Below are 25,427 nucleotides of genomic sequence, written 5' to 3'. Positions count from 1 at the left end.
GCGGTCCGCCGTAGGAATGCGCTCGTTCACCGGTTCCCCTTGATCAACTGCAACGCTTCGGCACGCGAGGTCGCCGAACGTTCCAGGATCCCGCGAACCGCCGACGTCGTGGTGCGTGCACCCGGCTTGCGGATACCCCGCATGGCCATGCACAAATGCTCGGCCTCGATCACCACGATCACGCCGCGGGGGTTGAGCTTGCGGTCCAGTGCGTCGGCGACCTGTGTCGTCAGCCGCTCCTGCACCTGCGGCCGTTTCGCGTACAGGTCCACCAGCCGGGCCAGCTTCGACAGCCCCGTCACCTTGCCCTGCGCGTTCGGGATGTAACCGACGTGCGCCACCCCGTGGAACGGCACCAGGTGGTGTTCGCACTGGCTGAACAGCGGGATGTCGGTCACCAGCACGAGCTCTTCGTGGCTCTCGTCGAACGTCCGGTCCAGCACGTGGTCCGGGTCGTTGTACAGCCCACCGAACATCTCGCGGTACGCCCGCGCCACGCGCGCGGGCGTCTCCTTCAAGCCGTCGCGGTCGGGGTCCTCACCGCACGCGAGCAGCAGCTCCCGCACGGCCGCCTCCGCGCGCGCCTGATCGAACGACCGGCCCGTGGCACGCGGTGCGTCGATGCTGTTCTCGTCGACCACCACGTACCCATTCCCGGAGATCTCGCTAGCGATGGTGACCGTCCTGCTCGTCGGAGCCGCCCTCGTCCTGCGGGCGCTGTTGCGGCTGAGGGTTCGGGTTCGGCTGGGCCCACGGCCTCGTCGGCCGCGGGTTCGGCGAGGTCGCCGGCGTCCACCCGGGAGGCGCGCCGTAGTTCGGCGGGCCCGACGGCCGCGACCCGGACTGGCCGTACGGCTGGCCGGGCTGGTTGTTGCCGGGCTGGTTGTTTCCGGGCGACTGCCCCGGCCAGGGCCTCCCGCCGTTCTGGCCACCGTTCTGACCGCGAGTGCCGTTCGGCCCCGACGGCGGCGCGTACGGGTTGTACGACCCCGGACTCGGCTGCTCCTGCTGTCCCCCCTGGGGCGAGCCACCCTGCGGCAGCTCGCCGCTCTGCGGTTCCTCGCCCGCCACCGGCGACTGGGGTGCCGGCGCCGCGACGGGCGCGGGCTCCGGCTGCCTGGCCGGTTCGGGCTCGGGCCACGACTCGCCGCGCTCGGCGGCCAGCTCGCGCGGCGTCTTGATCGGCGGCTTCTCCGACGGGAGCCGGTCACCGAACTCGTTGAACACCGTGATCCGCGGCCGCTTCTCGACGGCCGAGAAGATCCGCTCGAGATCGCGACGCTGCAGCGTCTCCTTCTCGAGGACCTCGACCACGAGCTCGTCGAGGACATCGCGGTAGGTGTTGAGCACCTCCCACGCCTCGGTGTGCGCGGTCTCGATCAGCTTGCGCACTTCCTCGTCGATCTCGTGTGCGACCTCGAGGGAGTAGTTCGCCTGCTGGCCCGCCGCGCGGCCCACGAAGGGGTCGCCCTGTTCCTGGCCGTACTTGACCGCGCCGAGGCGCGGGCTCATGCCGTACTCGGTCACCATCGCGCGGGCGATCTTCGTGGCCTGCTCGATGTCGGAGGACGCGCCCGTCGTCGGCTCGTGGAAGACCAGCTCCTCGGCCGTGCGCCCGCCCATGGCGAACACCAGCCTGCCGATCATCTCGGACCGGGTCATCAAGTCCTTGTCGTCCTCGGGCACGATCAGCGCGTGCCCGCCGGTGCGCCCGCGCGGCAGGATCGTCAGCTTGTACACCGGCTCGATGTCCGGCATCGCCCACGCGGCCAGGGCGTGCCCGCCCTCGTGATACGCGGTGATCTTGCGTTCCTGTTCGGAGATGATCCGGCTCTTGCGCGCCGGACCGCCCACCACGCGGTCGACGGACTCCTCCAGGTACGAGTCCGTGATCACCGTGCCGTGCTGCCGGGCCGTGAGCAGTGCCGCCTCGTTGATGACGTTCGCCAGGTCGGCACCGGACATCCCGACCGTGCGCTTCGCCAGCGCGTTCATGTCGACGTCCTCGGCCAACGGCTTACCCGTCGAGTGCACGTGGAGGATCGCCTCGCGGCCCCGCAGGTCGGGCGCCGCGACCGGGATCTGCCGGTCGAACCGGCCCGGCCGCAGCAGCGCCGGGTCGAGGATGTCGGGACGGTTCGTCGCGGCGATGAGGATGATGCCCCCACGCGAGTCGAACCCGTCCATCTCGACGAGCAGCTGGTTCAGGGTCTGCTCGCGCTCGTCGTGGCCGCCGCCCATTCCTGCGCCGCGCTGCCTGCCGACCGCGTCGATCTCGTCGACGAAGATGATGCACGGCGCGTTCTGCTTCGCCTGCTCGAACAGGTCACGCACACGTGAAGCGCCGACACCGACGAACATCTCGACGAAGTCCGAACCGGAGATCGTGTAGAACGGCACGCCCGCCTCACCGGCGACGGCCCGCGCGAGCAGCGTCTTGCCGGTACCGGGCGGCCCGTAGAGCAGCACGCCCTTCGGGATCTTCGCGCCGAGCTGCTGGTAACGGCCCGGGCTGCTCAGGAAGTCCTTGATCTCGTGCAGTTCCTCGACGGCCTCGTCGGCACCCGCCACGTCGTGGAACATCGTGGTCGGCATGTCCTTGTTGAGCTGCTTGGCCTTGGACTTACCGAAGTTGAGGACCTTGTTCCCGCCGCCCTGGGCGTTGTTCATCATCCACATCAGCAGCAGCAACAAGATCCCGAGCGGGATCATGTAGATGAGCATCTGCGTGAAGAACGAGTCCTGCGTGACCGTGGTGTCGAACTTGATGCTCTGACCGTTGTCACCGGAGCCCGTGCGGGCGTCGAGCAGCACGTTGTACAGCTGCCCGGAAGCGCCTCCAGGGAACTTCGTGATGATCTGCTTGGCGTTCTCGCCGTCGACGTTGATGCCCTCGGAAAGGTGCAGCTTGAGCTGCTGCTCCTTGTCCTCGAGGTTCGCCTCGGTGACGTTGCCGGATTCGATCTGCTGCACGGCCTGCGAGGTCGGCACCGCCGTGTAACCACGGTCGCTGTCGAAAAGCATGCTGAACGCGAAATAGAGCAGCAGAACCGCGACTATCCACAGCAGTGGGTTCTTGAGCAGGCGCTTGCGGTCCATTAGATCCGGCCGTTGAGGCCTCGACCCTCCCTGGTTAGGCGGTGGATGGTGACTTCCGCCGTCACGGTCTTGTCAACTCCCGCTGGTGCACGGTTCGCACTGCCGCGGCGAATGCCGTTCTATCAGGGTACCGCCCGGTTAACGGGGCCATCGGGGCATCCTCATCGAAATCCGTGCATCGGCTCCGGCCACGTCCGCAGCCGTCATCGATAGGTCAACGGACACCACCCGGCACATGTTCCCGTTCCGTGCGTGGCATCACCTGATCCGCTCCCCGACCAGGGCCGAGCCGGGCAGGGAACGGCGGGCGTGGCGGGCACAGCGCTCAGCGGCAGACCCCGCTGAGCAGCTCGCCGAGCCTGCTGCGCAGCGTCTTCGCGTCCGCGGGCGCGACGGTCACCCATTCACTGCCGTCGCCGCCGGACGCGGAGGTGCTCAGGTACCGACCCGTCGCCGTGTCGAACCATGCCAGGACGGCCGACCGCTGCTTGTAGCCCAGCTCGTCCCTGCTGTTCGCCGCGAGCTGACCGCCCCGCAACCGCGGCTGGGCGATCAACTGGGAGTACGCCTCCCGCGGGTCCCGCGCACGCTCGGAGAAGCCGCCGCGCTTGCGACCGCCGTCAGCGTCACCGCCCGCCCTGCCGGCCAGGGCCCCGGTGCGGTCCGGTCGCGCCCGCAGCGCCTCGTCGAGCGGGAGCGTGATCGACGCTTCCGTGCCGCGCTGCGCCTGAGGGAGCAGGTCGACCACCGCCGAGGCCAGGCCGTCGGGGTAGGCGGCGCTCAGCCGCACGCCCTCCCGGTCCTGGATCGCGAGCGCGGCCTGCTTGCCGTCCGATGCGGCGATCACCCCTACCGGCGGGTGCTGGAACTCGGGGATGAACAGGGCGTCGACCGCCATCGACGCCCTGCCCAGCAGGTCGAGCCAGCCCTCGACCGGCGAGCCCTCGACGCCACGGGCCTCGATCTCCTGTTCGGCGCGGTCTCGCAGCCTGCGCCGCTGACTCTCCGTCTCGCCGTGCGAGACGACCTTCAGCGGGTACGGCAACTCGCCGGCGCCCATCCGTTCCCACAGGAAATCGAACGTGACGGGGCTGAAGAACTCCTGGGTGGGCACGATCCTCCCGACCAATCCCGAACCGGTGATGGTGCTCGTCTGGTGCGTGAACATGAACCGACCTCGTCAGCGCTTCTCGAATGCCGCCGTCACAGCGATGCCGTCGTCGCGGCACCGGCCGCACCGGCGAGCATCTCGGACAGGCGGTGCCGCAACGTCGGAGCGTCCGCGGGGGCGATGGTGATCCAGTCCCGGCCGTCCTGGCCGCGGCTGGCCTGTGTGAAGTAGCGACCCGACTCGGTATCGAACCAGCTCAGCACCGGCATCCGGGTCCTGCCGCCCGACGCGTTGCGGGCGTTGGCGCCGATCTGCCCGCCCCGCAGCCGCGGCTGCGCGTTGAGCCGTGCGAGGGCCTTGCGGTCGTCGTCCGGTTCCGCCTTGCCGTCCGGACCGGCCGGACCACGCCGCTGCAGGAAGTCCACCCCGGAACCGGACAGCAGCTGTTCGAGCGGCACCGTGATCGACTTCTCCTCGCCGCGGCGCTCCGCGGGCAGCAGCCCCACGACGGCACTGGCCAGGCCGTCCGGCGGGACCCGGTCGAGTACGTAGCCGCCGGAGTCGGAGATCAGCAGCACGCCCTGCGGCCCCAGCGCGGCCGCCACCGCCAGGTGCGGCTCGTCATCCGGAGCGTCGACCTGCACGGAGTCCAGGCTCACCTGAGCCGTCGCGAGACACCCGAACCAGTCCTCGATCAGCGGTGAGGACCTGCCCGACTCGTCGACGAGCCCCCGAGCCGCCAGCTGTGCGAGGATCTGCGCCCGCAGTGCCGCTCGCTGCTCCAGCGTCTCGCCGTGCGATCGGACCTCGAGCGGATAGGGCAGCTCACCGGCGCCGAACGACTCCCACAGGAAATCGAACTCCAGTGGCGTGAGCCGCTCCGCCAACGGTCATCACTCCTCGTCGTCCGGGCCCCAGGCGCCGAGCACCGGCGGCGCCGTCGCCTGGTTCGCTCCGAACACGTCGTCCGGGTCGGCCTCGATGAGGAACGACGCGTGCGTGTGTTCCTCTTCTCCCTGACCATTACCCGCAGCGGCACCCGCGGCACCCATACCGCCCATACCTCCACCCATCGGAGTGGCGGCCGGGCTCATCGCCGCGGCCTCACGGCCGCCGATGACGCCACCGGCACCCGGCATGCCCGTGTTCTGCGGCTGCTGCACCGACGCGGCGGGCTGTGCCGCCTGCTGCGCCTGGGCCGTGGTCGCGCCCTCGGCGTTCTGCTCCTTCTCGGACGCGCTCGTCTTGCTCCCCTTGGACAGCGCGCGACCCGCGACGGCGGCGCCACCACCGGCGAGCGCGGCACCGCCCGCGACCGCACCGAGACCACCGGCCGCGGAGTTCGCCGGAGCCGCAGCCTGACCGGCCGCCGCGGAGACGCCCTGAGCCGGAGCCTGCGCGGCGGGCGACTGAGGCGCCTGCGGTGCGGGCTGCTGCTGCGGCGCGTTCGGCGCCTGCTGGTGCGCGGGGCCGCCGTGGAGGGAGAGCCCGTCGGCGCGGCCACCGCCCATCGGGCCGGCGACACCGGCCGAGCCGACGGAACCGACCGGGCCGGGCCCGCCGACCGACGAGACGTGGGTGCCACTCGAGTTCGTCGACTGCTTCAGGCCCAGCGACTCGGGGCCGAAACTCGGCGTGGAGTTGTCGACCTCGGACATCGCGGCGGTGTAGGTGTTCAGGTACTGCACCTGCTGCGCCTTGACCGCGCGCGCCTGGTCGAACTTCTCCTTCATGTCGTTGACCATCGCGGCGGGCCCCATGGCCAGCATGTTCGCGGTCTCGGACGCCGGGTCGAACTCCTCCGGCTGCGGCATCTTCTTCAGCTCCGCGGCTGCTGCGGCCTGCTGCGAGAGCCGGTTGCCCATCGCCCTGGCGGCCTCCGCCGCCTGCGAGCTGGAGTTGGCGATACCCACGAGCGCGCCCTGGGCGGCACCCGAGGCCTGGCCGACCCACGCCGTGCCGAGTTCGCTGATCGTGGCGTACAGATCCTCGGAGACCTGCTGCAACGTCGTCCCGTGCCGACCCCACGAGCTGCCGATCTCCTCGGCGCTGCCCGGCACGTTGTTGACCGTCGCGAAGGCGTAGAGCTGCTTGCTCTCGTGCGCCTCCCAGTTCGGCCGGTCGGCGATCGCCCGCTCACTGTCGAAGGAGAAGCCGTCCTGCCGGTTACGGGCGCGGCTGACGATGTCGGCGACCTCGCCGGCCCCGCCGAGCCGCACCGCGTCGCCGGGGCCCGTCACCGGCGCGGGACCGCCCGTCAGCCCGGCGCTCACCGGAGCAGGACCGGCCTCGAACCCCGACTCGACCGGGGCAGGACCCGCGTCCAGCGACGTGTCTCCGGCGCCGCCGTCACCGGTCGGGCCGGAACCGATCAGACCGGAATCGTTGTCGATGTTCACTGCTCACTTCCCCCTGTGTCAGAGCTGCCCGGTGAACGGCTGGGCGTTGTCCGCGTCGATGTCGCGGTAGCGGCGCATCGCAGTGGTGATCGCCTGCTCGGCCTCGTCGTACTGGTTGTAGAGATTCCGGAGCGCGTCGGTGTAGGACTCGCCACCCCCGCCCGCGCGCTGGGAGAACTTGGTGGCCATCGCGTTGCCGACCGGGTTCGCGCCGATCTGCGGCGGAGTGGCCAGCTCCTCGGACTTCTGGATCAGCGCCTCGACCGCGTCCTTACCGGTGCGGAGCTTGTTCAGCACCGTTTCGGCGTGGTCCGGGTCGATGCCGACCTGGCCGTTGACCGCCGCCTGGCGGAACGCCGCCGCGTCCGCGTGACTGCTGTTCCCCATCTTCCAGACTCTCCCTACGTCCCCTCAGAGCCGACGGCAGGCCTTTCGGCAGCCGACCTGCGATCTTCGCTTAGGTTAACGCATCAACGTGTTCGGTATGACGCGATCGAAGGAACCGCGGTTCCGCAGTCATCCGTGTGGACCGAACCAGCCGCGATGCGCTCACCTCGAGTAGCGGGCCGCCTTACGTGGAGTACACCTTCGGGTCGAGAGTCCCGATGTAGGGCAGGTCACGATAACGCTCCGCGTAGTCCAGACCATAGCCGACGACGAACTCGTTCGGAATATCGAAGCCGATGTACTTCACCGGCACGTCGACCTGCACCGCCTCGTGTTTACGCACCAGTGACACGACGTTCAGCGACCGGGGGTGGCGCGCCGTCAGGTTCTTCATCAACCATGACAGCGTCAGGCCCGAATCAACGATGTCCTCGACGACCAGCACGTCCCGGCCCGCAATGTCGCGGTCGAGGTCCTTGAGGATCCGGACCACCCCGGACGACGTCGTCGACGAGCCGTACGACGACACGGCCATGAACTCCAGCTGCGCGGGCACGGGTAGCGCACGCGCGAAGTCGGTCATGAACATGACGGCGCCCTTGAGTACGCCGACCAGCACGAGGTCGGTGCCGCCCGACTCGCCCGCCGGATCGTCGCCTCCGGTGTAGTCCGCGGCGACCTTCTCGGCCAACTCGGCGATCTTGTCCTTGATCTCTTGCTCGGTGATGAGGACGGAGGCGATGTCGCCTTCGTACACGGCAGCTGTCCCCTCTAGCGGTGGTCTGACGTCGTAATGCTCCCGGCCGCTGCCGGTTCGACCCTGAGCTTTCCACGTGCCCGGCGCACCTCAAAATCCCCCGCGAGCCAAACGCCGCCCTGGCCGCGCCAGTCGGCGATCAGCGCGTCCACGGACCGCAGGTGCGCATCCGTGAGTTCACGCACTCCGGCGCCGAGCAGCCAGCTGCGCAGAGCCCGTCTGCGCAGCGCCGCGGGTGCCGCGGCGAGCACCGGCACCGCCGGTTCCGGGACGGCGTCCGGCGAGGTCTCCGCCGCGTCACGTGTCTCCGTGAGCGCGGCGGCGAGTAACTCCTCGCCCAGGTCGTCGAGGACGTCGACGTCCTCGCGCAGTTGCGCCGCCGTGCGCGCCAGTGCTCCCGAGACGCCGCCGCCGAGGACGTCTTCCAGCGTCGGCAACGCCTCGTCACGGATCCGCACCCGCCGATACCGGCTGTCCGCATTGTGCGGGTCCTGCCACGGCGTGATGCCGAGTTCGTCACACGCCGCCCTCGTCGTCGTCCGCGGCAGGCCGAGCAGTGGCCTGCCCCACGGCGGGTCGTGCGGGCGCATACCCGCGATCGATCGCGGGCCCGAGCCGCGGCCCAGTCCGAGCAGAACCGTCTCGGCCTGGTCGTCGCGGGTGTGGCCGAGCAGCACCGGCGCGCCCGCCGAGGCCTCGCGCAGCGCGGCGTACCTGGCCCTGCGCGCCGCAGCCTCCGGACCACCGGGACCGGACACCGACACCGGCAGCACCCGGGCATCGTGGACACCGAGTTCACGCGCCGTGGCCGCCGCCTTGTCCGCCACCGCGTCGGAACCGTCCTGCAGTCCGTGATCGACGACCAACGCCGTCACCCGCAGGTCGCGGCACGTGTAGGCGGTCGCTTCGGCGAGGGCGAGCGAATCGGCGCCGCCGGAGACCGCGACGCACAGCGAGTCCACCGCTTCCGGAGCCGTGCGCAGGAACTCCCGGACGGCCTTGCGCACCGCCGCGACGGCGTGGAACCCGCTCACGGACGTCAGTGAACCCGCCGCACCCATGCCTGCGGGTCCTTGATCTCTGCGCGGGTCGGCAACGTCTCCGGCGAGGCCCACACGGCGTTGAACCCGGCCATGCCCACCGCGGAGACGACATGCTTGGTGAAGGCCGCGCCCTGTTCGTACTGGCGGACCTTGGCGTCGACGCCGAGCAGCGCGCGCAGCAGCCGGTCCAGCAGACCGCCACCCTTGCGGCGCTCGGTGAACCGCTTGCGGATCGTCGCCACGCTCGGCACGACGTCCGGGCCGACGGCGTCCATCACGTAGTCCGCGTGCCCCTCGAGAAGTGTCGACAAAGCGATGAGCCGGTCGAACACCTCGCGTTGACCCGGCGACTGGACCAGCTCGGCGAGGCCCAGCACGTCGCGGGACCCCGATTCGCGCAGCGAGCGCAGGTTCTCCGGCAGGCGCTGCAGCGTCGCGGTGACCGTCTCGTCCGACCCCGCGAAACCACCGACAAGCTTGCCGACCTCGTCCGCGAAGTAGTCGCGCAGCCAGTCGACCGCGGTGAACTGCAACCGGTGCGTGCACTCGTGCAGGCAGACCCACAGCCGGAAGTCGCGGCCCGACACGTTCATCGCCTGCTGGGCCGTGACGACGTTCGGGGCCACGAGCACCAGTTCACCCTCGGTGTCCGGCCCGCCGAACGGGTCGTACTGGCCCAGCACGCGCGAGCCGAGGAACGCCAGCACGACACCGGTCTGCAAGCCCGCACCACCTGCGACCAGCGACGACAGTTTCGACGCGCGTTCCGGAGGCAGGGCACGGCCGGTCAGCTCACCGAGACCGGCCGCCGCCGAACGCACCCAGCCGGGCCGGTCGACCACGGTGGCAGGCGGTATCGGCAATCCCTCACCGAGACCGGTCAGCGCGCGGACGTAGCGCTCCGCGTCGACGGTCAGGTCGCGCAGGTCGGCGACCGCGCGGCCGGCCTCCTCGCGGGACACCGACGGTCCGCCGCGTGCCAGCATGGCTCCCGTCGACGCCGCCAGTGACCAGTCCACCAGCGGGTTCGCGGGCGCTGCTCTCGTCTCGGCGTTCACACCAGCCGACGCTACCGGTTCGAGCGGCGCCGTCCCACCGGGCGGGGACACGCACCGCGTCGCCGGATGCCGCCTGCCCGGCGCTAGCGGCAGCCGCACTCCCGTAGCGTCGCGGCGATGTCGTCGAGCGCGCTGCGGGCCGCCTCGGTGTTTCCCGCCTTCGACGTGATCAGTGAGAACGCCAGGACCCGGCCGCCGGCGGTGACGACCTGGCCGGTCAGGGCGTTGGTGCCGGTGGACGAGATCGTGCCGGTCTTGGCGCGCACCCACCCGCGGCCCTGCGCCTGTGTGCCGTCGGTGTAGCGCTCGGCGAGCGTGCCGGTGCCGCCCGCGACGGGCAGGCCCGCAAGCAGCGGCCGCAGCGTCGACGTGCGCGCATCGGCGTTCCCGCCGCCTTCCGGGGCCGCCGCGACGGCGATGATCTCCGACAGCAGTTTCGGCGTGATGCGGTTGTCGACCGAGAGGCCGCTGCCGTCGTGCAGCTTCACGCCGCTGACGTCGAAGCCGTGTTCGCGCAGCACGTCGAGGGTCGCCTTCGCCCCACCCTCGAACGAGGGTTCGTTGCCGGTTGAGATGGCGACCTGGTGCTGGATCGCCTCGGCGAGGGTGTTGTCCGACAGCTGCAGCATCTGCTGGACGAGGCGTTCCATGGGCGCCGACTTCACCTCGGCGATGGGTTCGGCCTCGTCGAGTCCGGCGACCCGGCTGTCCTTCACCAGCTCGGGGTCGACCTCCGCCGCGGCGAACTCGCCCGCCAGCTGCTCGACCATCCGATGTGCCGGGTCGCCGAACCGTTCGGAGGTGTCGTCGAGCGGATCCTTCCGGCCGCCGTCGAGCATGACCGGGGCGAGCGGTGCGGCGTACGTCGACGGGGCGTCCTCGGACGCCCAGCCCTTCCCGGTCTTGTCCGGGGTGAACACGCTCTGGTCGAGGGCGATCGCTCGGACACCGCCGTCGGTGGCCTTCTCGATCTGCTGCGCCAGCTCGTCCAGGTGGGCCGCGCCGCGGTAGAGCGACTCCTCACCCTCCGGCAGCGACGAGAGCGTCACGTCACCACCCGCCTTCACGATGACGGCCGTGCTGTCGCCCGCGGGCCCGACCTCGTACGCCTCGGTCGACAGTCGCTTGTCGGGCCCGAGTTCGAGCAGTGCAGCCGCCGCGGTGAGGATCTTCGTCGCCGACGCGGGCGTCACGGCCTTGTTCTCACCCTGCGCCCACAGCGTCTCGCCACTGGCAGCGTCGACGACCGTGCCGCTGAGTGTGCCGAGAGCCCCCGAGCTCGCAGGACCGGCGAGCGCCTGCTGCACACCGCCCGCCGTCGGCGCCGCACCCTGACCTTCGACGGCCTGCAGCTGCCGCGTGACGGCGATGGGTTCGGGCTCGTCTCCCTTCGGCAGATTCGGCGCCCAGGGCAGGCCGAGCCGGTTCGACACGGCGGGCAGGGCCAGCGTGATGCCGACCGCGACGACGAGCACCAGCGCCAACCCGCTGAACAGCAGGGCGCGCCCGCGTCGGCGGCGTTTCGGCGCGGGGTCGGGGTCGGGGTCGGCCTCCCCGTCCGACGGGCCGTCCGGTGGAGGGCCGGAACCGCCGTCCGAGCCGTGGTCGGCAGCGGGTTCGGCCTCGGTGGGAGTGCCTGCCTCGGCGCCCGCTCCGGCCGTGGCCGCCGCGCCGGGAGCGTCGGGCGTGGTGGCGTCGGGCGTGGTGGCGTCGGGATCGCCGGAATCGTCACGAGCGTGGTCTGCCGGGTGCACCTGCGGTCCCGGCTCGATGCGCATCGGACGAGCGGACGTGCCCGCGGGCGGAACCGGGGTGGTGGAGATCGGCGGCTGCGCGGGGCGCGGTGGCGTGGGCCGGTGCGACTGCGCCGACTGCGAGGCGGCCGACTGCGAGGGGGCCGGCTGCGGCGGGCCCGGCTGCGGCGGGTTCGCATGCGGGCCGTTCGGCTGTGGCCGCGCAGGCTGTGGAGCGTTCGGCTGTGGATGTCGCCTCGGGTCGGGCTGAGCCTGCCGCGGGCCGGGCTCAGACGAGTCGGGCCGCGGAGGCCGGGGGGCCGGACGAACCGGCTGTCCCTGCCCCGGAGCGTTCGACTGCCCGAACGGCTGCCACTGCTGCTGCCGGGCGTCCTGCGGCTCGTGTGACTGGCCCTGGTGTGCCTGTGCCTGTGGTTGCTGGTGTGGCTGGTGCGCCTGGTGTGGCTGCGGCTGTTGCGGCTGGTGTGTTTGGGGCGGTTGTTGCGGCTGCCGGGGCTGCGGTTCCTGCGAACGCCGGGCTGCCTGCCAGGGCCCGGGCTCCTGCCCGCTGTGGGGTTCCTGCCGCTGGGGTTCCTGCCGCTGGGGTTCCTGCGCCTGCCGGATCTCGGGCTGCCGCTGGGGCTCCGTGCGCTGCTGCGAAGAATGCTGCGACTGCTGCGTCGCCGGCCCCGGCCCCGGCGAGTCCCGGTTCGAGGGGTCCGATGTCACCGATTCCGGCGATTCCGGCGATTCCGACGATTCCGCGGTCGAATGCCCGGGTGCCGAATTCCCGGATGACGAGTCGACGTCGTCCGACGGCCACGCCGGTCCCCCGCCGACATCGCCGCCCGCGCCGGTGTCGCCTTGTGACACGTACCCCTCCAGCAAATGCCCACTGTGTGCTAATGCGTTCCGCCGCTCGAACGGGGCAGACATCACACTACTGCCATCCTTCGTGCTACCGGACCGAGCGGTGGGCCACACTGGTCGGGCAAGGACATGACATTTTCAGCCGCGAGCGACGCGGCGCCGACGAGATCAAGCGAGGACGCCGTGGACTTCGACGTCACGATCGAGATCCCCCGCGGGGAGCGCAACAAGTACGAGGTGGACCACGAGACGGGTCGGATCAAGCTCGACCGGACGCTCTTCACGGCCACGCAGTACCCGGCCGACTACGGCTTCATCGACAACACGCTCGGCCAGGACGGCGACCCGCTCGACGTGCTCGTCCTCGTGCAGCAGCCGACCTTCCCCGGCTGCCTGGTCAAGTGCCGCGCCGTCGGCATGTTCCGCATGCGCGACGAGAAGGGCCCTGACGACAAGGTGCTGGCCGTTCCGACCGGCGACCCGCGTAACGACCACTTGCGGGACATTCACCACTTGAACGAGTTCCACAAACTCGAGATCGAGCACTTCTTCCAGGTCTACAAGGACCTCGAGCCCGCCAAGAGCGTCGAGGGTTCCTCCTGGGTCGGCCGGATGGAGGCCGAAGCCGAGATCGAGCGTTCGCTGGAGCGTGAGCGTGAGCGCCTCGAGAAGGAGGCCGCGGACGCCGGCAAGCACTGAGCCGCCGCAGCAGGAGAAAGGGACCCGGCCACTCGGCCCGGGTCCCTTTTTTCGTCGCCTGATCCGTGTGCGTTGCCCGAAGGTGCCCTTGGGGCGCTCGTCTCAGGACCGGCGGCTGCGGGTGATGAGGGCTGTCAGGACACCTGCGAGGAGGCCCCAGAACGCCGAGCCGATGCCGAGCAGCGTCACACCGGACGCGGTGGCCAGGAACGTCACGACGGCGGGTTCGCGCCACCGCTCGTCGGCGAGTGCCGAGGTGAGCGACCCCGTGATCGTGGCGAGCAGGCCGAGTCCGCTGATGCCGATGATCAGCGCCTCGGGGAGCGCGCCGAGCAGCGATCCGACGGTGCCCGCGAACACACCGATGACCAGGTAGAACACGCCGGCCCACACCGCGGCGAGGTAGCGACGGGAACGGTCCTCGAGCGCCTGTGGCCCGGTGCAGATCGCCGCGGTGATGGCCGCGAGGTTGAGGCCGAAGCAGCCGAACGGTGCGAGCAGCAGGTTCGCCACGCCCGTGGTGCCGACGACCGGCGAGAGCGGCACGTCGGTGTAGCCGTCGCCGCGTAGCACGGCCACGCCCGGCAGGTTCTGCGACGCCATCGTCACGATGTACAACGGCAGTCCGATGCTGATGATCACCTGCCAGTCGAACTCCGGCATGGTCAGCACGGGTGCGCCGAACGCGAGGTCGACGCGGTCGAGCTGCAACGTCCCGGTGACGGCCGTCGCCGCGACCCCGGCGGCCAGCGCCACGAGTACGGCGTAGCGGGGCAGCCAGCGGCGCGCCACGAGGTAAGCCAGCAGCATGGGGAACACGACGGCGAAGCTCGTCTCGAGTTCGCCGAACAGGTCGATACCGAAGTGCACGAGGACCCCGCCGAGCAGACCGGACGCGAGCGCGACCGGGATCCGGTTCATGACGCGTTCGAACCAGCCGGTGACGCCGGTCAGGGTGATGAGCGCGGCCGAGACGACGAACGCACCGATCGCCTGCGCCATGGGTACGCCGTGCAGGCTCGCGGCCAGGAGCGCTGCGCCCGGTGTGGACCAGGCGGTCACGATCGGGGCGCGGTAGCGCAGTGACAGGCCGATGGACGTGACACCCATGGCGACGCACACCGCGAGCATCCAGGACGTCACTTCCGCCTGTGATGCGCCCGCGGCACGTGCGGCGGAGAAGACGATCGCGGCGGTGCTGCTGACGGCGACGAGCACCGAGATCAGGCCCGCGGCCACGGCGGTCGGCGGGAAAGCCCTGTGTACGAGGGTCTTCGGCGCCGTCATGCGGTGGTGCTCATGCTGTTGTCGCTCACTTCGTTCGTGCTACCGGCCTGCCGTCGGCGGGCCCGCCCGTTCGGGTGATCCTACCCAGCGGGTGACGGCGGTCCGGGTGACGAGGTACAGCACGACGGCGTTGAGCAGGTGCCACAGGAAGTGCGTGCCGGGTGGGAACGAGCCGCACACGGTGTGGTCGACGGAGCGGAACGTGAGCGAGACCCCGAACAGACCGCCTGCGGCGAGGAACACGGGCCACGCGGCGTCGCGGGCGGTCAGCGCGGCGAGCACGAACAGCGCGACGAGCGGTGCGGCGTACGACGAGCCGGGCAGTCCGAGTGCGTCCGCGCCGGCCACGACCGGCACCGCGAGTGCGAGGAACGCCGGGACGGCGAGCCATGCCCAGCGCCAGGGCGCGCGCACGAACACGCGCGCGAACACGACCGCGTAGGCGAGCACGAACAGCGCGATCGCCGCGGAGTCTGCGGTGCCCGCCCAGCGCGTGGCGAGCATGTGGAAGGCGGTGCTCGCGACGAAGATGAGCGCCAGACCGGCGGCGAGCAACCGGGGTCCGACGTGGCCCCGGGCCTGCCGCCAGACCGCGACGGCGGCGAGTAGGAACCCGACGTTGCTGATGGTGTTGAGCGGTTCGCCGAGGAGCCCCGGGGCGAGTCGTTCGCAGTAGCCGTCGACGTAGGCGGTCCAGTCCGCCGCGTTCGGATGCACGTGCCCGGTCTACCTGCCGTAGGTGAACGGCATGCGACGTGACGTGGTCACTCCGGGCGGTCGGGTTCGGCGATCTCCTCGACGCCCTCGGCGTGCCTGCGGGCCAGCTCCTGGTAGATCGCGGCGTTGTGATCGACCCAGCCGCGGGCGGAGTCGGTCAGCGGGACGAACTTCTTCGCCGGGCTGCCCATCGCGACGACCTCGGAGGGCACCTCGGTGCCGGGTGTGACGGTGGCGCCCGCGGCGACGAGGGTGCGCGCGCCGACGGCGGCCTTGTCGAGGATCGTGGCGGCGTTGCCGATGAGTGCCTGCTCCCCGACGGTGCAGTCGTGCACGATGCAGGAGTGTCCGACGGTGGCGTTCGCGCCGACCTCGCACACCCCGTCGTTGACGTGCAGCACCGAGTTGTCCTGCACGTTCGCGCCCTGGCGGATCACGATGCGCCCGAAGTCCGCGCGGACGACGACGCCGTACCAGATCGACGCGCCCTTCTCGACGACGACGTCGCCGACGAGCGTGGCCGTCGGCGCGATCCACGCCTCGGGGTGGACGGAGGGGCGCTTACCTTCGAACGCGAACATCGGCATGGGCCACAGCGTAGATGTGCCGGCCGCCGCGAGGACTAGACATGGGCCACACTCGCTATCCGGTGCTGGCGCTCATGGAATCGGCGAACAGTCTGTTGTTCGTCGGCGTGCTCTACCTGGCGTTCATGGTCCTCAACGCACTGCTCCAGGTGCCCGCGTTCCCCATGTTCACGGAGTTGTTCGGCGGGAGCACGCGGTACACGGGCGTCTCGCTCGGCTTCAACCTGGGCACGATCCTCGCCGGCGGCTCCGCACCCTCCGGCGACCCTCCGACCCGTTCCTCGCGCGCGGTCACACGTCGCGCGGCGGAGGGTCGGCGACCACCGCGACGAGTTCCACCCGCGACCGCACGCCCAGCCTGACGAAGATGTTGCGCAGGTGGTGCTCGACGGTGCGACGGGAGAGCCCGAGCCGTTCCGCGACCTCACGGTTCGTCCGTCCATCCACGACCAACCGGACGATGCGTTCCTGTTGCGGTGTCAGGTTTTCCGTCGAGGTCGACGCGGCCTGCTCGGCGCGGTCACCCGCGGCGCGCAGTTCGGCGCGGATCTGCGCGGCCCAGTACCCGGCGCCGGCGTCGTCGGCGAGCCGGAGGGCGTCCCGCAGCACCGCACGGGCCTCACGGTTCCGGCGCTGTCGCCGCAACGCCCTGGCGTAGGCCAACTCGGTGCGCGCCAGCTCGAGCGTCATGCCACCGGAGCGCTGCAGCTCGATCGCACGGCGGAACCACGCCTCCGCCGCCTGCGGGTCGTCGGCGAGCAGCGCGCGGCAGCGATACGCGAGTGCCAGCCACACACCGGTTCCGGTCGACTCCGCCCATGTCTCGTACCGTTCGAGCGCCCGCCGCGCGCTGTCGGACTCGTCGCATCGGATCGCGGACTCGACCAGTTGCGGGATCGCGGCGACCTGCACCGGTGAGCGGCCCGCACCGGGCACGAACAGGGCCGCCAGCCTCCGGAACGCGTCGGCGGGCCGGTCGTCGAGCAAATCGGCGCACGCGCGCACCCAGTCGGCGACCGCCGCCGCGCGCCTGAGCCCGGCCCGGTCGATGCGTTCCTGCGCCGACGCCACGTGGGCCAGCGCAGCATCACGGTCGCCGAGCGAGACATGTGCCAGGCCTGCCAGCACGTCCAGTTCCGCCGCCGTGTTGCGCTGTCCACTCGCGACGGCCAGTGCGACGCCCTCCCCGCTCGCCTCCACCGCGGCGTGCGGCCGATCGAGCAGCGCGGAGGTGAGCGAGAACTGGAACAGTGCCGTCGGCAGCAGGGTCGGCTGGTCACCGACACGGGCCCGCGCGACCGCGGCGGCGGCACGGTCGTGCGCCAGCGTCGGGCGACCGAGCGTCATCGCCGCCTCCGCTGCGCACAGCGCACCGCTGACGTCGCCTCCCGCCTCGTCGAGCACCCGCCGCAACGCGGTGGCCGCGCCCGCGTGGTCGCGCGTGAACATGGCGGCCATACCGGACAGATGCGTCGCCACGAGTGTGTCCGTCGCCGCGGCTCTGCTCGCGGTCTCGGCGTAGCCGCAGCCGTCGGCGGCCGTGCGGCGAGCCTCTGCGGCCAGTAGGAACGCGTCCGCCGCCTCGTCGGCGGGCAAGCTCTCGGCGGCGAGCATCAGCTGGTGCGCCGCTACCTCGGGAGTGCCGTCCCGGAGCTCGATCTCGCCGGCGGCGACGAGGACACGGCCTGCCGTCGGCCCGGGCGGTGCGTGTTCCCGGGCCTGCCACAACAGTCTGCGCGCCGGTCCGACGCGTCCCTCCGTCCAGTACCGGCGTGCGGCCAGGCGCAACCGTTCGGCTCTCACGGCTCCCGGAGGAGTGAGCCGCGCGGCGCGGTGCCACGCGAGCGCGGACGTCTCCGGGTTGTCGTCGGCCGCTGCGGCGATCCGGTCGGCGACGTCGGTCCGGCCGTCGGCGCAGGCGCGGTGCCACTCGCGAGAGGCCCGGTGCCGCTGCGGGTCGAGCGTCGCGGCCAGGGTGTCGTGTGCCTCGCGCCGCTCGGTGTCGGACGCCGCGGCATAGACGGTCGCCGCGAGTGCAGGGCTGGCCGCGCGGATCCCCGCGGAGGTCACGCACACCAGCCCCGAGCGCTGCGCTTCCGCGAGCACCGGGTCTGCGGCGAGCAAGCACGCCGAGCCCGCCGTCTCGGCCGGGTCGGCGCACGCGGCACGCAGCACCAGCGCCCGCGCCGCATCCGAGAGGCCACGACAAGCACGGATCACCGCGCCGCGACCACGTCCGTCCGCGGGCAGCGACCGGGGCGGTGGCTGCCTGCCCGCGGCCTGCGCGGCCGTGAGCGCGTCGGCGAGTTCCAGCAGATCGGACGGGTTCCCGCCTGCGGTCTCGACGAGCTCAGCGGCCACGGGCGCGGCCACCCGGGCGGCGACCAGCCGCCACGACTCGTCGTGGGTCAAGGGTTCGAGCCGCACGACCTCCAGGCCGGCGAGCCGGTCCACGGCGGGTGTCGCAGGCATCGTGGTCAGCACCACCCCGACGGGGCTCCGCGCGCATCGGCGTGCGACGAACGCGAGGACGTCGAGGGATTCGGCGTCGAGCAGGTGGGCGTCGTCGACGAGGCACAGCACCGGTCCGCGTTCCGCCAGTCGTTGGTGCAGTGCCGTGCCCCGCAGCGAGACGTCGGCCACCGTGTCGGGGGCGATCCCGGCCGACGCGCAGAGCCGCTGCAGGCCCGCCCATGGGAGACCGGACTCGGCCGCGACCCCGGTGAGCGTCGCGAACCGCACCGACCCGCAGGCCGGCAACGCGTCCAGGAGGGTGGTCCTGCCCATGCCACGCGCTCCGGCGAGCACGAGGGCTCCGCCACGTCCCGCCAGCACGTCGTCGCGGAGCGCCGCGAGACGTGTCTGGACGTCCTCCCTGCCCACGGTCGCTGCGGCCATAGCCCTCCGCTCGGAAAGGCCGTCGATTCGGCGTCCGGAAGTCGAAAACCCGTCGGTGACTTTCTCACACACCCGGTGATTACACCGATGCGCAATGACGCGGTACCGGGCGAGAGTGATCGGGCCAGAAGCCGGATCACCGGAATTCGAGGAGGAACAGTGCGACGAACGACAGTGACGACGCTGCTGTCGGCGGCGGTGCTCGCGCTCACGACCGCCCTGGTCGGGCCCGCCGGGCAGGCCGCCCACGCGGCGGGCACGTACCAGCACGGGCCGGATCCGACGGAGGACAGCATCGAGGCTCCCCGGGGGCCGTTCTCCGTGGCGGAGGAACGCGTGTCGAGTCTGGTGCGCGGATTCGGCGGCGGCACGATCTACTACCCGACGGCGACCGACGAGGGCCCGTTCGCGGGGATCGCGATCTCCCCGGGTTACACGGCGAGCCAGTCGAGCATCGCCTGGCTCGGGCCGCGGCTGGCGTCGCAGGGTTTCGTCGTGTTCACGATCGACACCAACAGCCGGTACGACCAGCCGGGCAGCCGCGCCGACCAGTTGAACGCCGCGTTGGGCTATCTGACCGACGACAGCGACGTGACCGATCGGGTCGACCCGGAGCGGCTCGGTGTGGCCGGGCATTCGATGGGTGGCGGCGGTTCGCTCGAGGCCACGGTGGAGAACCCGGACATCGACGCGGCGGTGCCGTTCGCGCCGTGGCACACCAGGAAGGACTTCTCGGCACTGTCGACGCCGACGTTCATCATCGGCGGTGAGTCCGACTCGGTCGCACCGGTGCGGCGCCACTCGGAGCCGTTCTACGAGTCGATCCCCGACAGCACCGACAAGGCGTACATGGAGCTGGAGCGCGCCAACCACTTCTTCCCCAACTCGCCGGACACGACGACGGCGAAGTACACGCTGTCGTGGTTCAAGCTGTTCCTCGACGACGACGAGCGCTACGCGCAGTTCCTGTGCCCGGCACCGGACGACCGGGCGATCTCGGAGTACCGGGACACCTGTCCGTACTGATCATCGGCGCAGCGTGGGGCCTTCCGTTCGGCGGCAGGCCCCACGTTCGGTTTCAGACCTCGCCGAACCCCACCGGCCCGACAACGGCAACGGCAACCACCCATCGCAACGGGCGATGCGAAGCGAGCACACCCGGGCAACCACACCCCCAGCACCTGCACCCGATGTCGGCGACCGGCAACCCAAGGTGACCATTGACGATGGGGGTCCGGGGGACTCCCCGGGCGGGGGTCCGGGGGCCACGCCCCCAGAAAACACTGCGATGCCCGAACACAGCGAAGGCGCCCCACGCGACGAGCATGGGGCGCCTTCGGGCGAGCCGCCTAGGGGAATCGAACCCCTGACCTACGCATTACGAGTGCGTCGCTCTGGCCGTCTGAGCTAAGGCGGCGTGGACGTTGTGTCCTTGTACGGAACACTATACCGGACACTGATGCGTCACCAACGCCCCCCTCGTTCGTTAGAGGATCGAACAGGCATAGCCACCCCGACCGGCTTCACCTGCACTGGAGGACCCTCACTATGCGCCGACGACTGGCCCGCTCGGCAGCGCTGCCGCTAGCGGCGGCCTTGGTCGTCCTGGCCGCCGGACCTGCGGCCGGACAGACGATCCCTACGACTCCTGTTCCCCAACCGGCCAATCCGGACGCGCCGCCTGCGTCGGGTCCGACGAAGACGAAGGCGAAGGCCATCGGTGAGGCGGGGACGGCGCTCGGCATGGTGCGGCTGTTGCCGCAGGCGGTACCGACCGACGCGATCCTTCCGGGTGCGGAGGACGACCTGCCGAAGCAGTCGGCGTTGGAGGGCGGGTTCGGACTGTCGAACGCGAAGGCGGATTCGGAGTCGTATCTGACGTACGAGCGGTCGATCGCGTCGGCGTCTCCTGCGGGGTTGGCGATCGGGGGCAATGCGCCGACGACGCCGGGTTCGGTCACGCAGACGGCGTTGCCGGACAACGAGAAGCCGCTGTCGACGGGTATCAACGCACCGGACAATCCGTTGATCAATCTGAGTGCGTTGAACGGTACGGCTCATGCGCGGTGGAGCGAGGAGCTGGGGCCGTGTGTGGGCACGATCGCGGACGCGTCGACGTCGACGGCGAGCGCGTCGCTGCTGAACGTGGTTCCGACGATGCCGGACATCGGGCAGTTGACCGACACCGACGCGGAGACGAAGGAGTCGCTGCGGAAGGGGCTCGGGTCGCTGGCCGACCTGGGTGGCCTGCTGTCGGGCCAGCCGACGACCGACGCGAAGCCCGCGGCCGACGGGAAGGGCTCGCTGCTCAGCGCGCCGAACACGTTGTCCACCCGCTCCACGGTGCGGCTGGTGGACATGCCGGGCACGGACCGCAAGGCCGTGGAGTCGACGTCGACCATGCAGGTCGCGGACATCAACATCCTGAAGGGCACTCCGCTGGGCCTGACGGTCAAGGTCGCGAGCCAGCCGACGTTGCGGGTGCTGTCGACGGGCAAGGCGGAGACGTCGAAGGTCGAGTACACGGCGCCGGTGCTGACGGTGGAGCGGAACGGCAAGGAGCTGTTCACGCTCGACGCGGCGAATCCGACGGCTGACATCCCGGTCGGTGCGCCGACGCCGGAGCTGAAGCAGCTGCCCGGCTACGACCAGGTGAAGGACGCGCCGGTGGTCGGCGATCTCGCCCAGACCGTGAACGACGGCGTGAAGGCGTTGAACGACACGGCGGCCAAGCGGGTCCTCGATCTCGGCGTGCTGCGGCTGAGCATCGCCGAGCTGACCAAGCGTGGCAGCGAGCAGGCGAAGCCGTTCAAGGGCTACCAGCAGGGCGCGTCGGCGCGGCTGCTCGATCTGCAGATCCTGCCGACGAAGAAGTTGAAGGAGTTGCTGCCGGACGATGCGGCGGCCAAGCTGCCGTCCTCGTTGGCGCAGGTGTCGCTGGGTGAGCAGATCGCCCGCGCGTTCGCGCCGACCGGCGGCGTCGACTGCAGCAAGCCGAAGCCCGCGACCCCGCCGGAGGGTGGCGGCGCCGCCCCTCCCGCGGCTCCGGACAAGCTCGCGCAGACCAGCGGTGCGTACGCATCGGTGCCGATCTTCTGGACGGGCACGGCGATGTTGCTGATCGGCGTGGTCCTGGTGGCCGTCTCGCCGGGCCGTCGAGGCGCGACGGCAGCAGCAGCCGCCCCGCCGAGGCCGTCGCCGCGTCCGAGGGAGTGAGCCCTCGCCCGCGAGAGCAGGTGTGAGCGATGCCCCACGGTGCCGTTGAGGTGCCGTGGGGCATCGTCGTTTCGGGACCGGCTCGTCGTTTCGGGACCGGCTGCACGGATCGCATCCGGCTCGGTGACGCGTGGCTGTGTTGAACCCCAAGTGCCTTGGGGCACATCGGGGTGGGTGCGGTTCAGCCTTCGCGGAGGGTGGTGACCATGGCCTCGACGGCGATGCGCGGTTTGACGTTCCAGGTGATCGCGTCGCGGCATTCGAGGACCGCTTCGAGACGCCGCAGCGTCGACGCCGGGGTCCACTCGCGTGCGGCCTCCCGGCTCTGCTCGGCGAAGTCGGGGTGATTCAGCGCGGCGCCCGCTCCGCTCGAGGTGACCAGCACGTCGCGGTAGAACCCGGCCAGGTCGATGAGCGCGAGATCGAGCGTGTCGCGCTGGGTTCTGGTGGCGCGTGACTTCTGCCGCTTCTCCAGCTGTTTCACCGCGGCGTCCGCGGATCGTTTCGCGGCTGCCACGCCCTTGCCCGTGCCGCCGGAGCCCATGGCGGTGCGCAGCTCCTCCGCCTCGGCCTCGTCGCGCGCCTTGCTCTCGTCGGCGGCGTCGGACTCGGCGGTCTTGATCAGCTCGTCGGCGCACGTGAAGACGTCGCCGGGCCTGCGCAGTCCGAGCGGGATGCGCAGGACCGCGTCGCGCCTGCTGCGTGCGGCCTCGTCGGTGGCGAGTCTGCGCGCCCTGCCGACGTGCCCGCCACACACGGACGCCGCCCAGTTCGCCGTCGACTCGTCGACACCGTCCCGCTCGGCGAGCACGCGTGCGATGGCCTCCGGCGGCGGCGTCCGCAGCGTGACGAGTCTGCATCGCGACCGGATCGTCACGGACACGTCCTCGGGATGGTCCGACGGGGCGCACAGCAGGAACACCGTGCGGTCGGGCGGCTCCTCCACTGCCTTGAGCAGCGCGTTCGAGGCGCCCTCGGTCAGCCGGTCGGCGTCCTCGATGATCACGACCTGCCATTCGCCGGTCGTGGGCCTGCGGGCGGCGGCCTGGACGAGCGATCGCATCTCCGAGACCGAGATCGAGAGTCCCTCGGGGACGACGAGCCGCACGTCGGCGTGGGTGCCCGCGACGGCGGTCCTGCAGCCGCTGCAGCCGCCGCAACCGGTGCCCGTGGAGCACTGCAGCGCAGCGGCGAACGTCCGCGCCGCCACGGAACGGCCCGAGCCCGGCGGACCGGTGAACAGCCACGCGTGCGTCATCCCGCCGTGCGGGTCGGGCTCGCCCGCGACGAGCGCGGCGGCAGCCGACGCGGCGGTCCGCAACGCCTCCACGGCCGGCTCCTGGCCGACCACCTGTGACCAGACCGACGTCACGGCGCGGTTCCCTGCGTCGCGCGTTCGCCTGCCTCCCGGGTATCGCCGTCCCGGGGCCCGGTGTCCTCGGTCTCGCCGTCCCGGGGTCCGGCCGTGTCGTCGGCGGGGGCGCCGGAGTCGCGATCGGTCTTCGGGCGCCCGCGCTTGCTGAGCCCGGGGACCTTGCCCGCGAGGGCGCACTGGACCGCGGTGTGGATGCGGCCGGCGACCTCGTCGGGGCTGCCGTCCGCGTCCACGACGACGTAGTGCTGCGGGTCCGCCGACGCCATTTCGGTGAGCAGCTGCTGCACACGCCAATGCTGCGGACCGGCCGACGTGCCGTTCGCACCACCCTCGGCGTCACCGGCCGCCGGGTCGGTGTCGAGCAGCACCGCCAGGTCGGGCCGCAGCCGGGCGGTCGCCCAGTCGGCGAGACCCTCCAGTTCCGACGAGTCGAGTCCCGCGACGGCGGCCAGGTGGGCCAGGGGCGAGTCGACGAACCGTTCCATGACGACGATGGCGCCTGAGTCGAGCGCGGGCCGGATGTCACGCTCCACGATGTCGGCGCGCACGGCGGCGGCCGCAAGCGCTTGCGCCCGTGCACTCGACAGCGACGCCCCGGAGACGATGCCCTGCAGCCGCTCGTCGTCGAGCGCCGGATCCGTGGCCAGCACGACGTCCCGCTCACCGGTGCGCAGCGCGTCGGCGAGACGACCGGCCTGGGTGCCGGTGTCGGTGGCCGCCGTTCCTTCGAGCGCGATGAGCAGGCCGTTCATGCGCCGCGGTCGCCTGCGCATGATGTTGCGCAGGTCGGCGAGGATCGGTTCGGTGCGACGCGAATCCATCTGCCGGTACGCGATGACACCGACCAGCGCCGCCAGCAAGCCACCGCCGAGCAGCACCGGCCGCGTGCCGTCGATGATGAGCTCGTTGCCCCACACCGTGACCTTGTGCGGCTGCACCAGGCCGATGAGCACCGGCACCATCGCGGTCGAACCGAAGATGATGATCTTCAGCAGCGACTGGTAGATCGCGTTGATCCGGCCGCGCATCGCGTCGTCGATCTGCGAGCCGATGATCGTGACACCGGTGAGGAATCCCGCGCCCGCGCACGCCCCGACCGCTGCCGCGGCGACGAGCGAGACCGCCAGATGCGGCGACAGCGCGACGACGATCAGCGCCATGCCCGCGAGCACGATGCCGACACCGAAGAGCCGGTCGTGCGGCAGCCTGCGCGCGAGCTTCGGCACCATCGCCAGGCCCGTCGCGGCGCCGACGAACACCGCGACGAACAGCAGGCCGAACGACGCGTCACCGCCGCCGAGGCTCGAGGAGTACGGCTTGGCCGCACCGATCACGGCGCCGCCCGCGGCGAACGCGCCCATCATGCCGATCAGCAGGCCGCGGACCAGCTTCGTGCGCCGGATGTAGCTGAAGCTCTGCCGCACCATCGCGATGAAGCCGACCTGGTCCTCGGCGGCCTCGTCGTCGCTCGCCGCGGCGTCCCGCGACGCGGCCGTGCTCTCGGGCACGGGGTGAACGTTGCGGAGCGACAGTTCCGGGATGCGGGTCGCGATGAGGATCGCACTGGCGAGGTACAGCAGCGCGTTGATGAACACGACGGCGTTGGCGATGCCGAACTCGCCGAACGCGTCGGGCGAGATGCCGAGCGTCGTCTGCACACCGGTGAGCACCGAGTACAGCCCGGCTCCGCTGACGACCGCGAGCCCGTAGGTCATGAACAGCCCGAGCTGGTTGGCCGTTTCCACCTGATCCGGCCTGCGCAGCAGGTTCGGCACCGCTGCGTCCTTCGACGGGATCCACATCATCGCCGCGGACCCGGCCATGAAGTTGGCTACGAACAGCCAGATCGGCGACCCGACGATCGGGATCGAGAACAGCAGCGCGAACCGCGCCAGGTCGGCGCAGATCATCACCTTGCGACGGTCGAACCGGTCGGCGAGCAGCCCACCCAACGGGGCGAACAGCAACCCGGGTAGCAGCTGCGTGAGCACGACGCCGACGAACGCGAAGTTCTGCAGCAGGTAGTCGTCGGTGTACTTCGTGACGAGGCCCGTGAGGCCGAGCATGGCGAGCCAGTCGGCCACGCTGCACAGGTACGTCACCGCCCACAGCCGGCGGAACGGCCGGATCCCCAGCACACTGCGGGCCCGCCGGGTCGTGGACATCTCGTGGTGCGCCGACGCTCCGGCGT

General features: G+C 71.1%; 20 protein-coding genes and 1 tRNA gene. 4 read left to right on the top strand and 17 right to left on the bottom strand.

Annotated features, from left to right (window positions below):
* Positions 1-26 precede the first annotated feature (26 nt).
* The 10 genes from folE to dacB form a co-directional block, all read right to left on the bottom strand.
* Positions 27-644, bottom strand: a complete 618-nt coding sequence (gene folE, locus FHS23_RS05945) for a GTP cyclohydrolase I FolE (protein ID WP_425501084.1) — start codon at positions 642-644, stop codon at positions 27-29.
* 22 nt (positions 645-666) lie between these two features.
* Positions 667-3,099, bottom strand: a complete 2,433-nt coding sequence (gene ftsH / locus FHS23_RS05940) for an ATP-dependent zinc metalloprotease FtsH (RefSeq protein WP_183648999.1) — start codon at positions 3,097-3,099, stop codon at positions 667-669.
* A 325-nt stretch (positions 3,100-3,424) separates the two neighbouring features.
* Positions 3,425-4,213 carry an ESX secretion-associated protein EspG gene (locus tag FHS23_RS05935; RefSeq protein ID WP_183650971.1) on the bottom strand — a complete coding sequence of 263 codons (789 nt, stop codon included), beginning with the start codon at positions 4,211-4,213 and terminating at the stop codon, positions 3,425-3,427.
* Positions 4,214-4,302: 89 nt separating this feature from the next.
* Positions 4,303-5,097: an ESX secretion-associated protein EspG gene (locus FHS23_RS05930; RefSeq protein ID WP_183648996.1), complete on the bottom strand. Its 795-nt coding sequence runs from the start codon at positions 5,095-5,097 to the stop codon at positions 4,303-4,305.
* A gap of 6 nt (positions 5,098-5,103) precedes the next feature.
* The gene (locus FHS23_RS05925; RefSeq protein WP_343053667.1) at positions 5,104-6,609 is read right to left on the bottom strand and encodes a WXG100 family type VII secretion target; all 1,506 of its coding nucleotides are present in this window, start codon (positions 6,607-6,609) and stop codon (positions 5,104-5,106) included.
* 18 nt (positions 6,610-6,627) lie between these two features.
* Positions 6,628-6,996 (bottom strand): hypothetical protein, encoded by a 369-nt coding sequence (locus FHS23_RS05920; protein WP_183648993.1) that lies wholly within the window; start codon positions 6,994-6,996, stop codon positions 6,628-6,630.
* A gap of 184 nt (positions 6,997-7,180) precedes the next feature.
* Positions 7,181-7,753 (bottom strand): hypoxanthine phosphoribosyltransferase, encoded by a 573-nt coding sequence (gene hpt, locus FHS23_RS05915; RefSeq protein WP_183648991.1) that lies wholly within the window; start codon positions 7,751-7,753, stop codon positions 7,181-7,183.
* Between the two features lie 14 nt (positions 7,754-7,767).
* Complete coding sequence (gene tilS, locus FHS23_RS05910) at positions 7,768-8,814, bottom strand: tRNA lysidine(34) synthetase TilS (protein WP_221218963.1); 1,047 nt, start codon at positions 8,812-8,814, stop codon at positions 7,768-7,770.
* On the bottom strand, positions 8,793-9,782 hold the full coding sequence (locus FHS23_RS05905; protein ID WP_246381740.1) for a zinc-dependent metalloprotease: 990 nt from the start codon (positions 9,780-9,782) through the stop codon (positions 8,793-8,795). Before FHS23_RS05905 ends, tilS begins: the two co-directional genes overlap by 22 nt.
* 155 nt (positions 9,783-9,937) lie before the next feature.
* Positions 9,938-11,632 carry a D-alanyl-D-alanine carboxypeptidase/D-alanyl-D-alanine endopeptidase gene (dacB, locus tag FHS23_RS05900; protein WP_183648973.1) on the bottom strand — a complete coding sequence of 565 codons (1,695 nt, stop codon included), beginning with the start codon at positions 11,630-11,632 and terminating at the stop codon, positions 9,938-9,940.
* Between the two features lie 1,008 nt (positions 11,633-12,640).
* Between dacB and FHS23_RS05895 the strand changes: the two genes are divergently transcribed.
* On the top strand, positions 12,641-13,156 hold the full coding sequence (locus FHS23_RS05895; protein ID WP_183650962.1) for an inorganic diphosphatase: 516 nt from the start codon (positions 12,641-12,643) through the stop codon (positions 13,154-13,156).
* 102 nt (positions 13,157-13,258) lie between these two features.
* On the opposite strand, the gene FHS23_RS05890 is transcribed toward FHS23_RS05895, so the two are convergent.
* The 3 genes from FHS23_RS05890 to FHS23_RS05880 are packed head-to-tail and all read right to left on the bottom strand — an operon-like array spanning position 13,259 to position 15,747.
* Entirely contained in the window at positions 13,259-14,443 is a 1,185-nt protein-coding gene (locus FHS23_RS05890) for a benzoate/H(+) symporter BenE family transporter (RefSeq protein WP_183648970.1), read from the bottom strand.
* Between the two features lie 39 nt (positions 14,444-14,482).
* Positions 14,483-15,160 carry a hypothetical protein gene (locus FHS23_RS05885; RefSeq protein WP_183648955.1) on the bottom strand — a complete coding sequence of 226 codons (678 nt, stop codon included), beginning with the start codon at positions 15,158-15,160 and terminating at the stop codon, positions 14,483-14,485.
* 47 nt (positions 15,161-15,207) lie between these two features.
* A complete protein-coding gene (locus tag FHS23_RS05880; RefSeq protein WP_183648951.1) occupies positions 15,208-15,747 on the bottom strand; it encodes a gamma carbonic anhydrase family protein in 540 nt (179 codons plus the stop codon).
* A 41-nt stretch (positions 15,748-15,788) separates the two neighbouring features.
* On the opposite strand from FHS23_RS05880, the gene FHS23_RS05875 reads away from it, so the two are divergent.
* Positions 15,789-16,109: a hypothetical protein gene (locus FHS23_RS05875; protein WP_183648948.1), complete on the top strand. Its 321-nt coding sequence runs from the start codon at positions 15,789-15,791 to the stop codon at positions 16,107-16,109.
* Here FHS23_RS05875 and FHS23_RS05870 read toward each other — a convergent pair.
* Positions 16,039-18,645 carry a helix-turn-helix transcriptional regulator gene (locus FHS23_RS05870; RefSeq protein ID WP_183648945.1) on the bottom strand — a complete coding sequence of 869 codons (2,607 nt, stop codon included), beginning with the start codon at positions 18,643-18,645 and terminating at the stop codon, positions 16,039-16,041. The two genes, FHS23_RS05875 and FHS23_RS05870, sit on opposite strands and share 71 nt — an antisense overlap.
* An 87-nt stretch (positions 18,646-18,732) precedes the next feature.
* On the opposite strand from FHS23_RS05870, the gene FHS23_RS05865 reads away from it, so the two are divergent.
* Positions 18,733-19,671: an alpha/beta hydrolase family protein gene (locus tag FHS23_RS05865; RefSeq protein ID WP_183648942.1), complete on the top strand. Its 939-nt coding sequence runs from the start codon at positions 18,733-18,735 to the stop codon at positions 19,669-19,671.
* Between the two features lie 317 nt (positions 19,672-19,988).
* Here FHS23_RS05865 and FHS23_RS05860 read toward each other — a convergent pair.
* A tRNA-Thr gene (locus tag FHS23_RS05860) sits at positions 19,989-20,062 on the bottom strand.
* 131 nt (positions 20,063-20,193) lie between these two features.
* On the opposite strand from FHS23_RS05860, the gene FHS23_RS05855 reads away from it, so the two are divergent.
* Complete coding sequence (locus tag FHS23_RS05855) at positions 20,194-21,861, top strand: hypothetical protein (RefSeq protein WP_183648939.1); 1,668 nt, start codon at positions 20,194-20,196, stop codon at positions 21,859-21,861.
* Between the two features lie 181 nt (positions 21,862-22,042).
* Here FHS23_RS05855 and FHS23_RS05850 read toward each other — a convergent pair whose 3' ends face one another.
* Both FHS23_RS05850 and FHS23_RS05845 read right to left on the bottom strand, forming a co-directional pair.
* The gene (locus FHS23_RS05850; RefSeq protein ID WP_183648936.1) at positions 22,043-23,233 is read right to left on the bottom strand and encodes a DNA polymerase III subunit delta'; all 1,191 of its coding nucleotides are present in this window, start codon (positions 23,231-23,233) and stop codon (positions 22,043-22,045) included.
* The gene (locus tag FHS23_RS05845) at positions 23,230-25,401 is read right to left on the bottom strand and encodes a bifunctional MFS transporter/dTMP kinase (RefSeq protein ID WP_183650959.1); all 2,172 of its coding nucleotides are present in this window, start codon (positions 25,399-25,401) and stop codon (positions 23,230-23,232) included. The genes FHS23_RS05850 and FHS23_RS05845 overlap by 4 nt, the downstream gene beginning before the upstream one ends.
* Between the last annotated feature and the right edge of the window lie 26 nt (positions 25,402-25,427).

This window comes from Prauserella isguenensis, from assembly GCF_014191605.1.
GTDB lineage: Bacteria > Actinomycetota > Actinomycetes > Mycobacteriales > Pseudonocardiaceae > Prauserella > Prauserella isguenensis.
This window is presented reverse-complemented; position numbering and strand designations above follow the sequence as displayed.

What these genes read in the sequence shown, in the direction of transcription:
- FHS23_RS05890 (WP_183648970.1), bottom strand. Translation starts at nt 14,443, where the DNA reads ATGACGGCGCCGAAGACCCTCGTACACAGGGCTTTCCCGCCGACCGCC.
- tilS (WP_221218963.1), bottom strand. Translation starts at nt 8,814, where the DNA reads ATGGGTGCGGCGGGTTCACTGACGTCCGTGAGCGGGTTCCACGCCGTC.
- ftsH (WP_183648999.1), bottom strand. Translation starts at nt 3,099, where the DNA reads ATGGACCGCAAGCGCCTGCTCAAGAACCCACTGCTGTGGATAGTCGCG.
- FHS23_RS05905 (WP_246381740.1), bottom strand. Translation starts at nt 9,782, where the DNA reads ATGCTGGCACGCGGCGGACCGTCGGTGTCCCGCGAGGAGGCCGGCCGC.
- FHS23_RS05875 (WP_183648948.1), top strand. Translation starts at nt 15,789, where the DNA reads ATGGGCCACACTCGCTATCCGGTGCTGGCGCTCATGGAATCGGCGAAC.
- FHS23_RS05880 (WP_183648951.1), bottom strand. Translation starts at nt 15,747, where the DNA reads ATGCCGATGTTCGCGTTCGAAGGTAAGCGCCCCTCCGTCCACCCCGAG.
- FHS23_RS05845 (WP_183650959.1), bottom strand. Translation starts at nt 25,401, where the DNA reads ATGTCCACGACCCGGCGGGCCCGCAGTGTGCTGGGGATCCGGCCGTTC.
- FHS23_RS05920 (WP_183648993.1), bottom strand. Translation starts at nt 6,996, where the DNA reads ATGGGGAACAGCAGTCACGCGGACGCGGCGGCGTTCCGCCAGGCGGCG.
- dacB (WP_183648973.1), bottom strand. Translation starts at nt 11,632, where the DNA reads ATGCGCATCGAGCCGGGACCGCAGGTGCACCCGGCAGACCACGCTCGT.
- FHS23_RS05865 (WP_183648942.1), top strand. Translation starts at nt 18,733, where the DNA reads ATGCGCAATGACGCGGTACCGGGCGAGAGTGATCGGGCCAGAAGCCGG.
- FHS23_RS05855 (WP_183648939.1), top strand. Translation starts at nt 20,194, where the DNA reads ATGCGCCGACGACTGGCCCGCTCGGCAGCGCTGCCGCTAGCGGCGGCC.
- FHS23_RS05870 (WP_183648945.1), bottom strand. Translation starts at nt 18,645, where the DNA reads ATGGCCGCAGCGACCGTGGGCAGGGAGGACGTCCAGACACGTCTCGCG.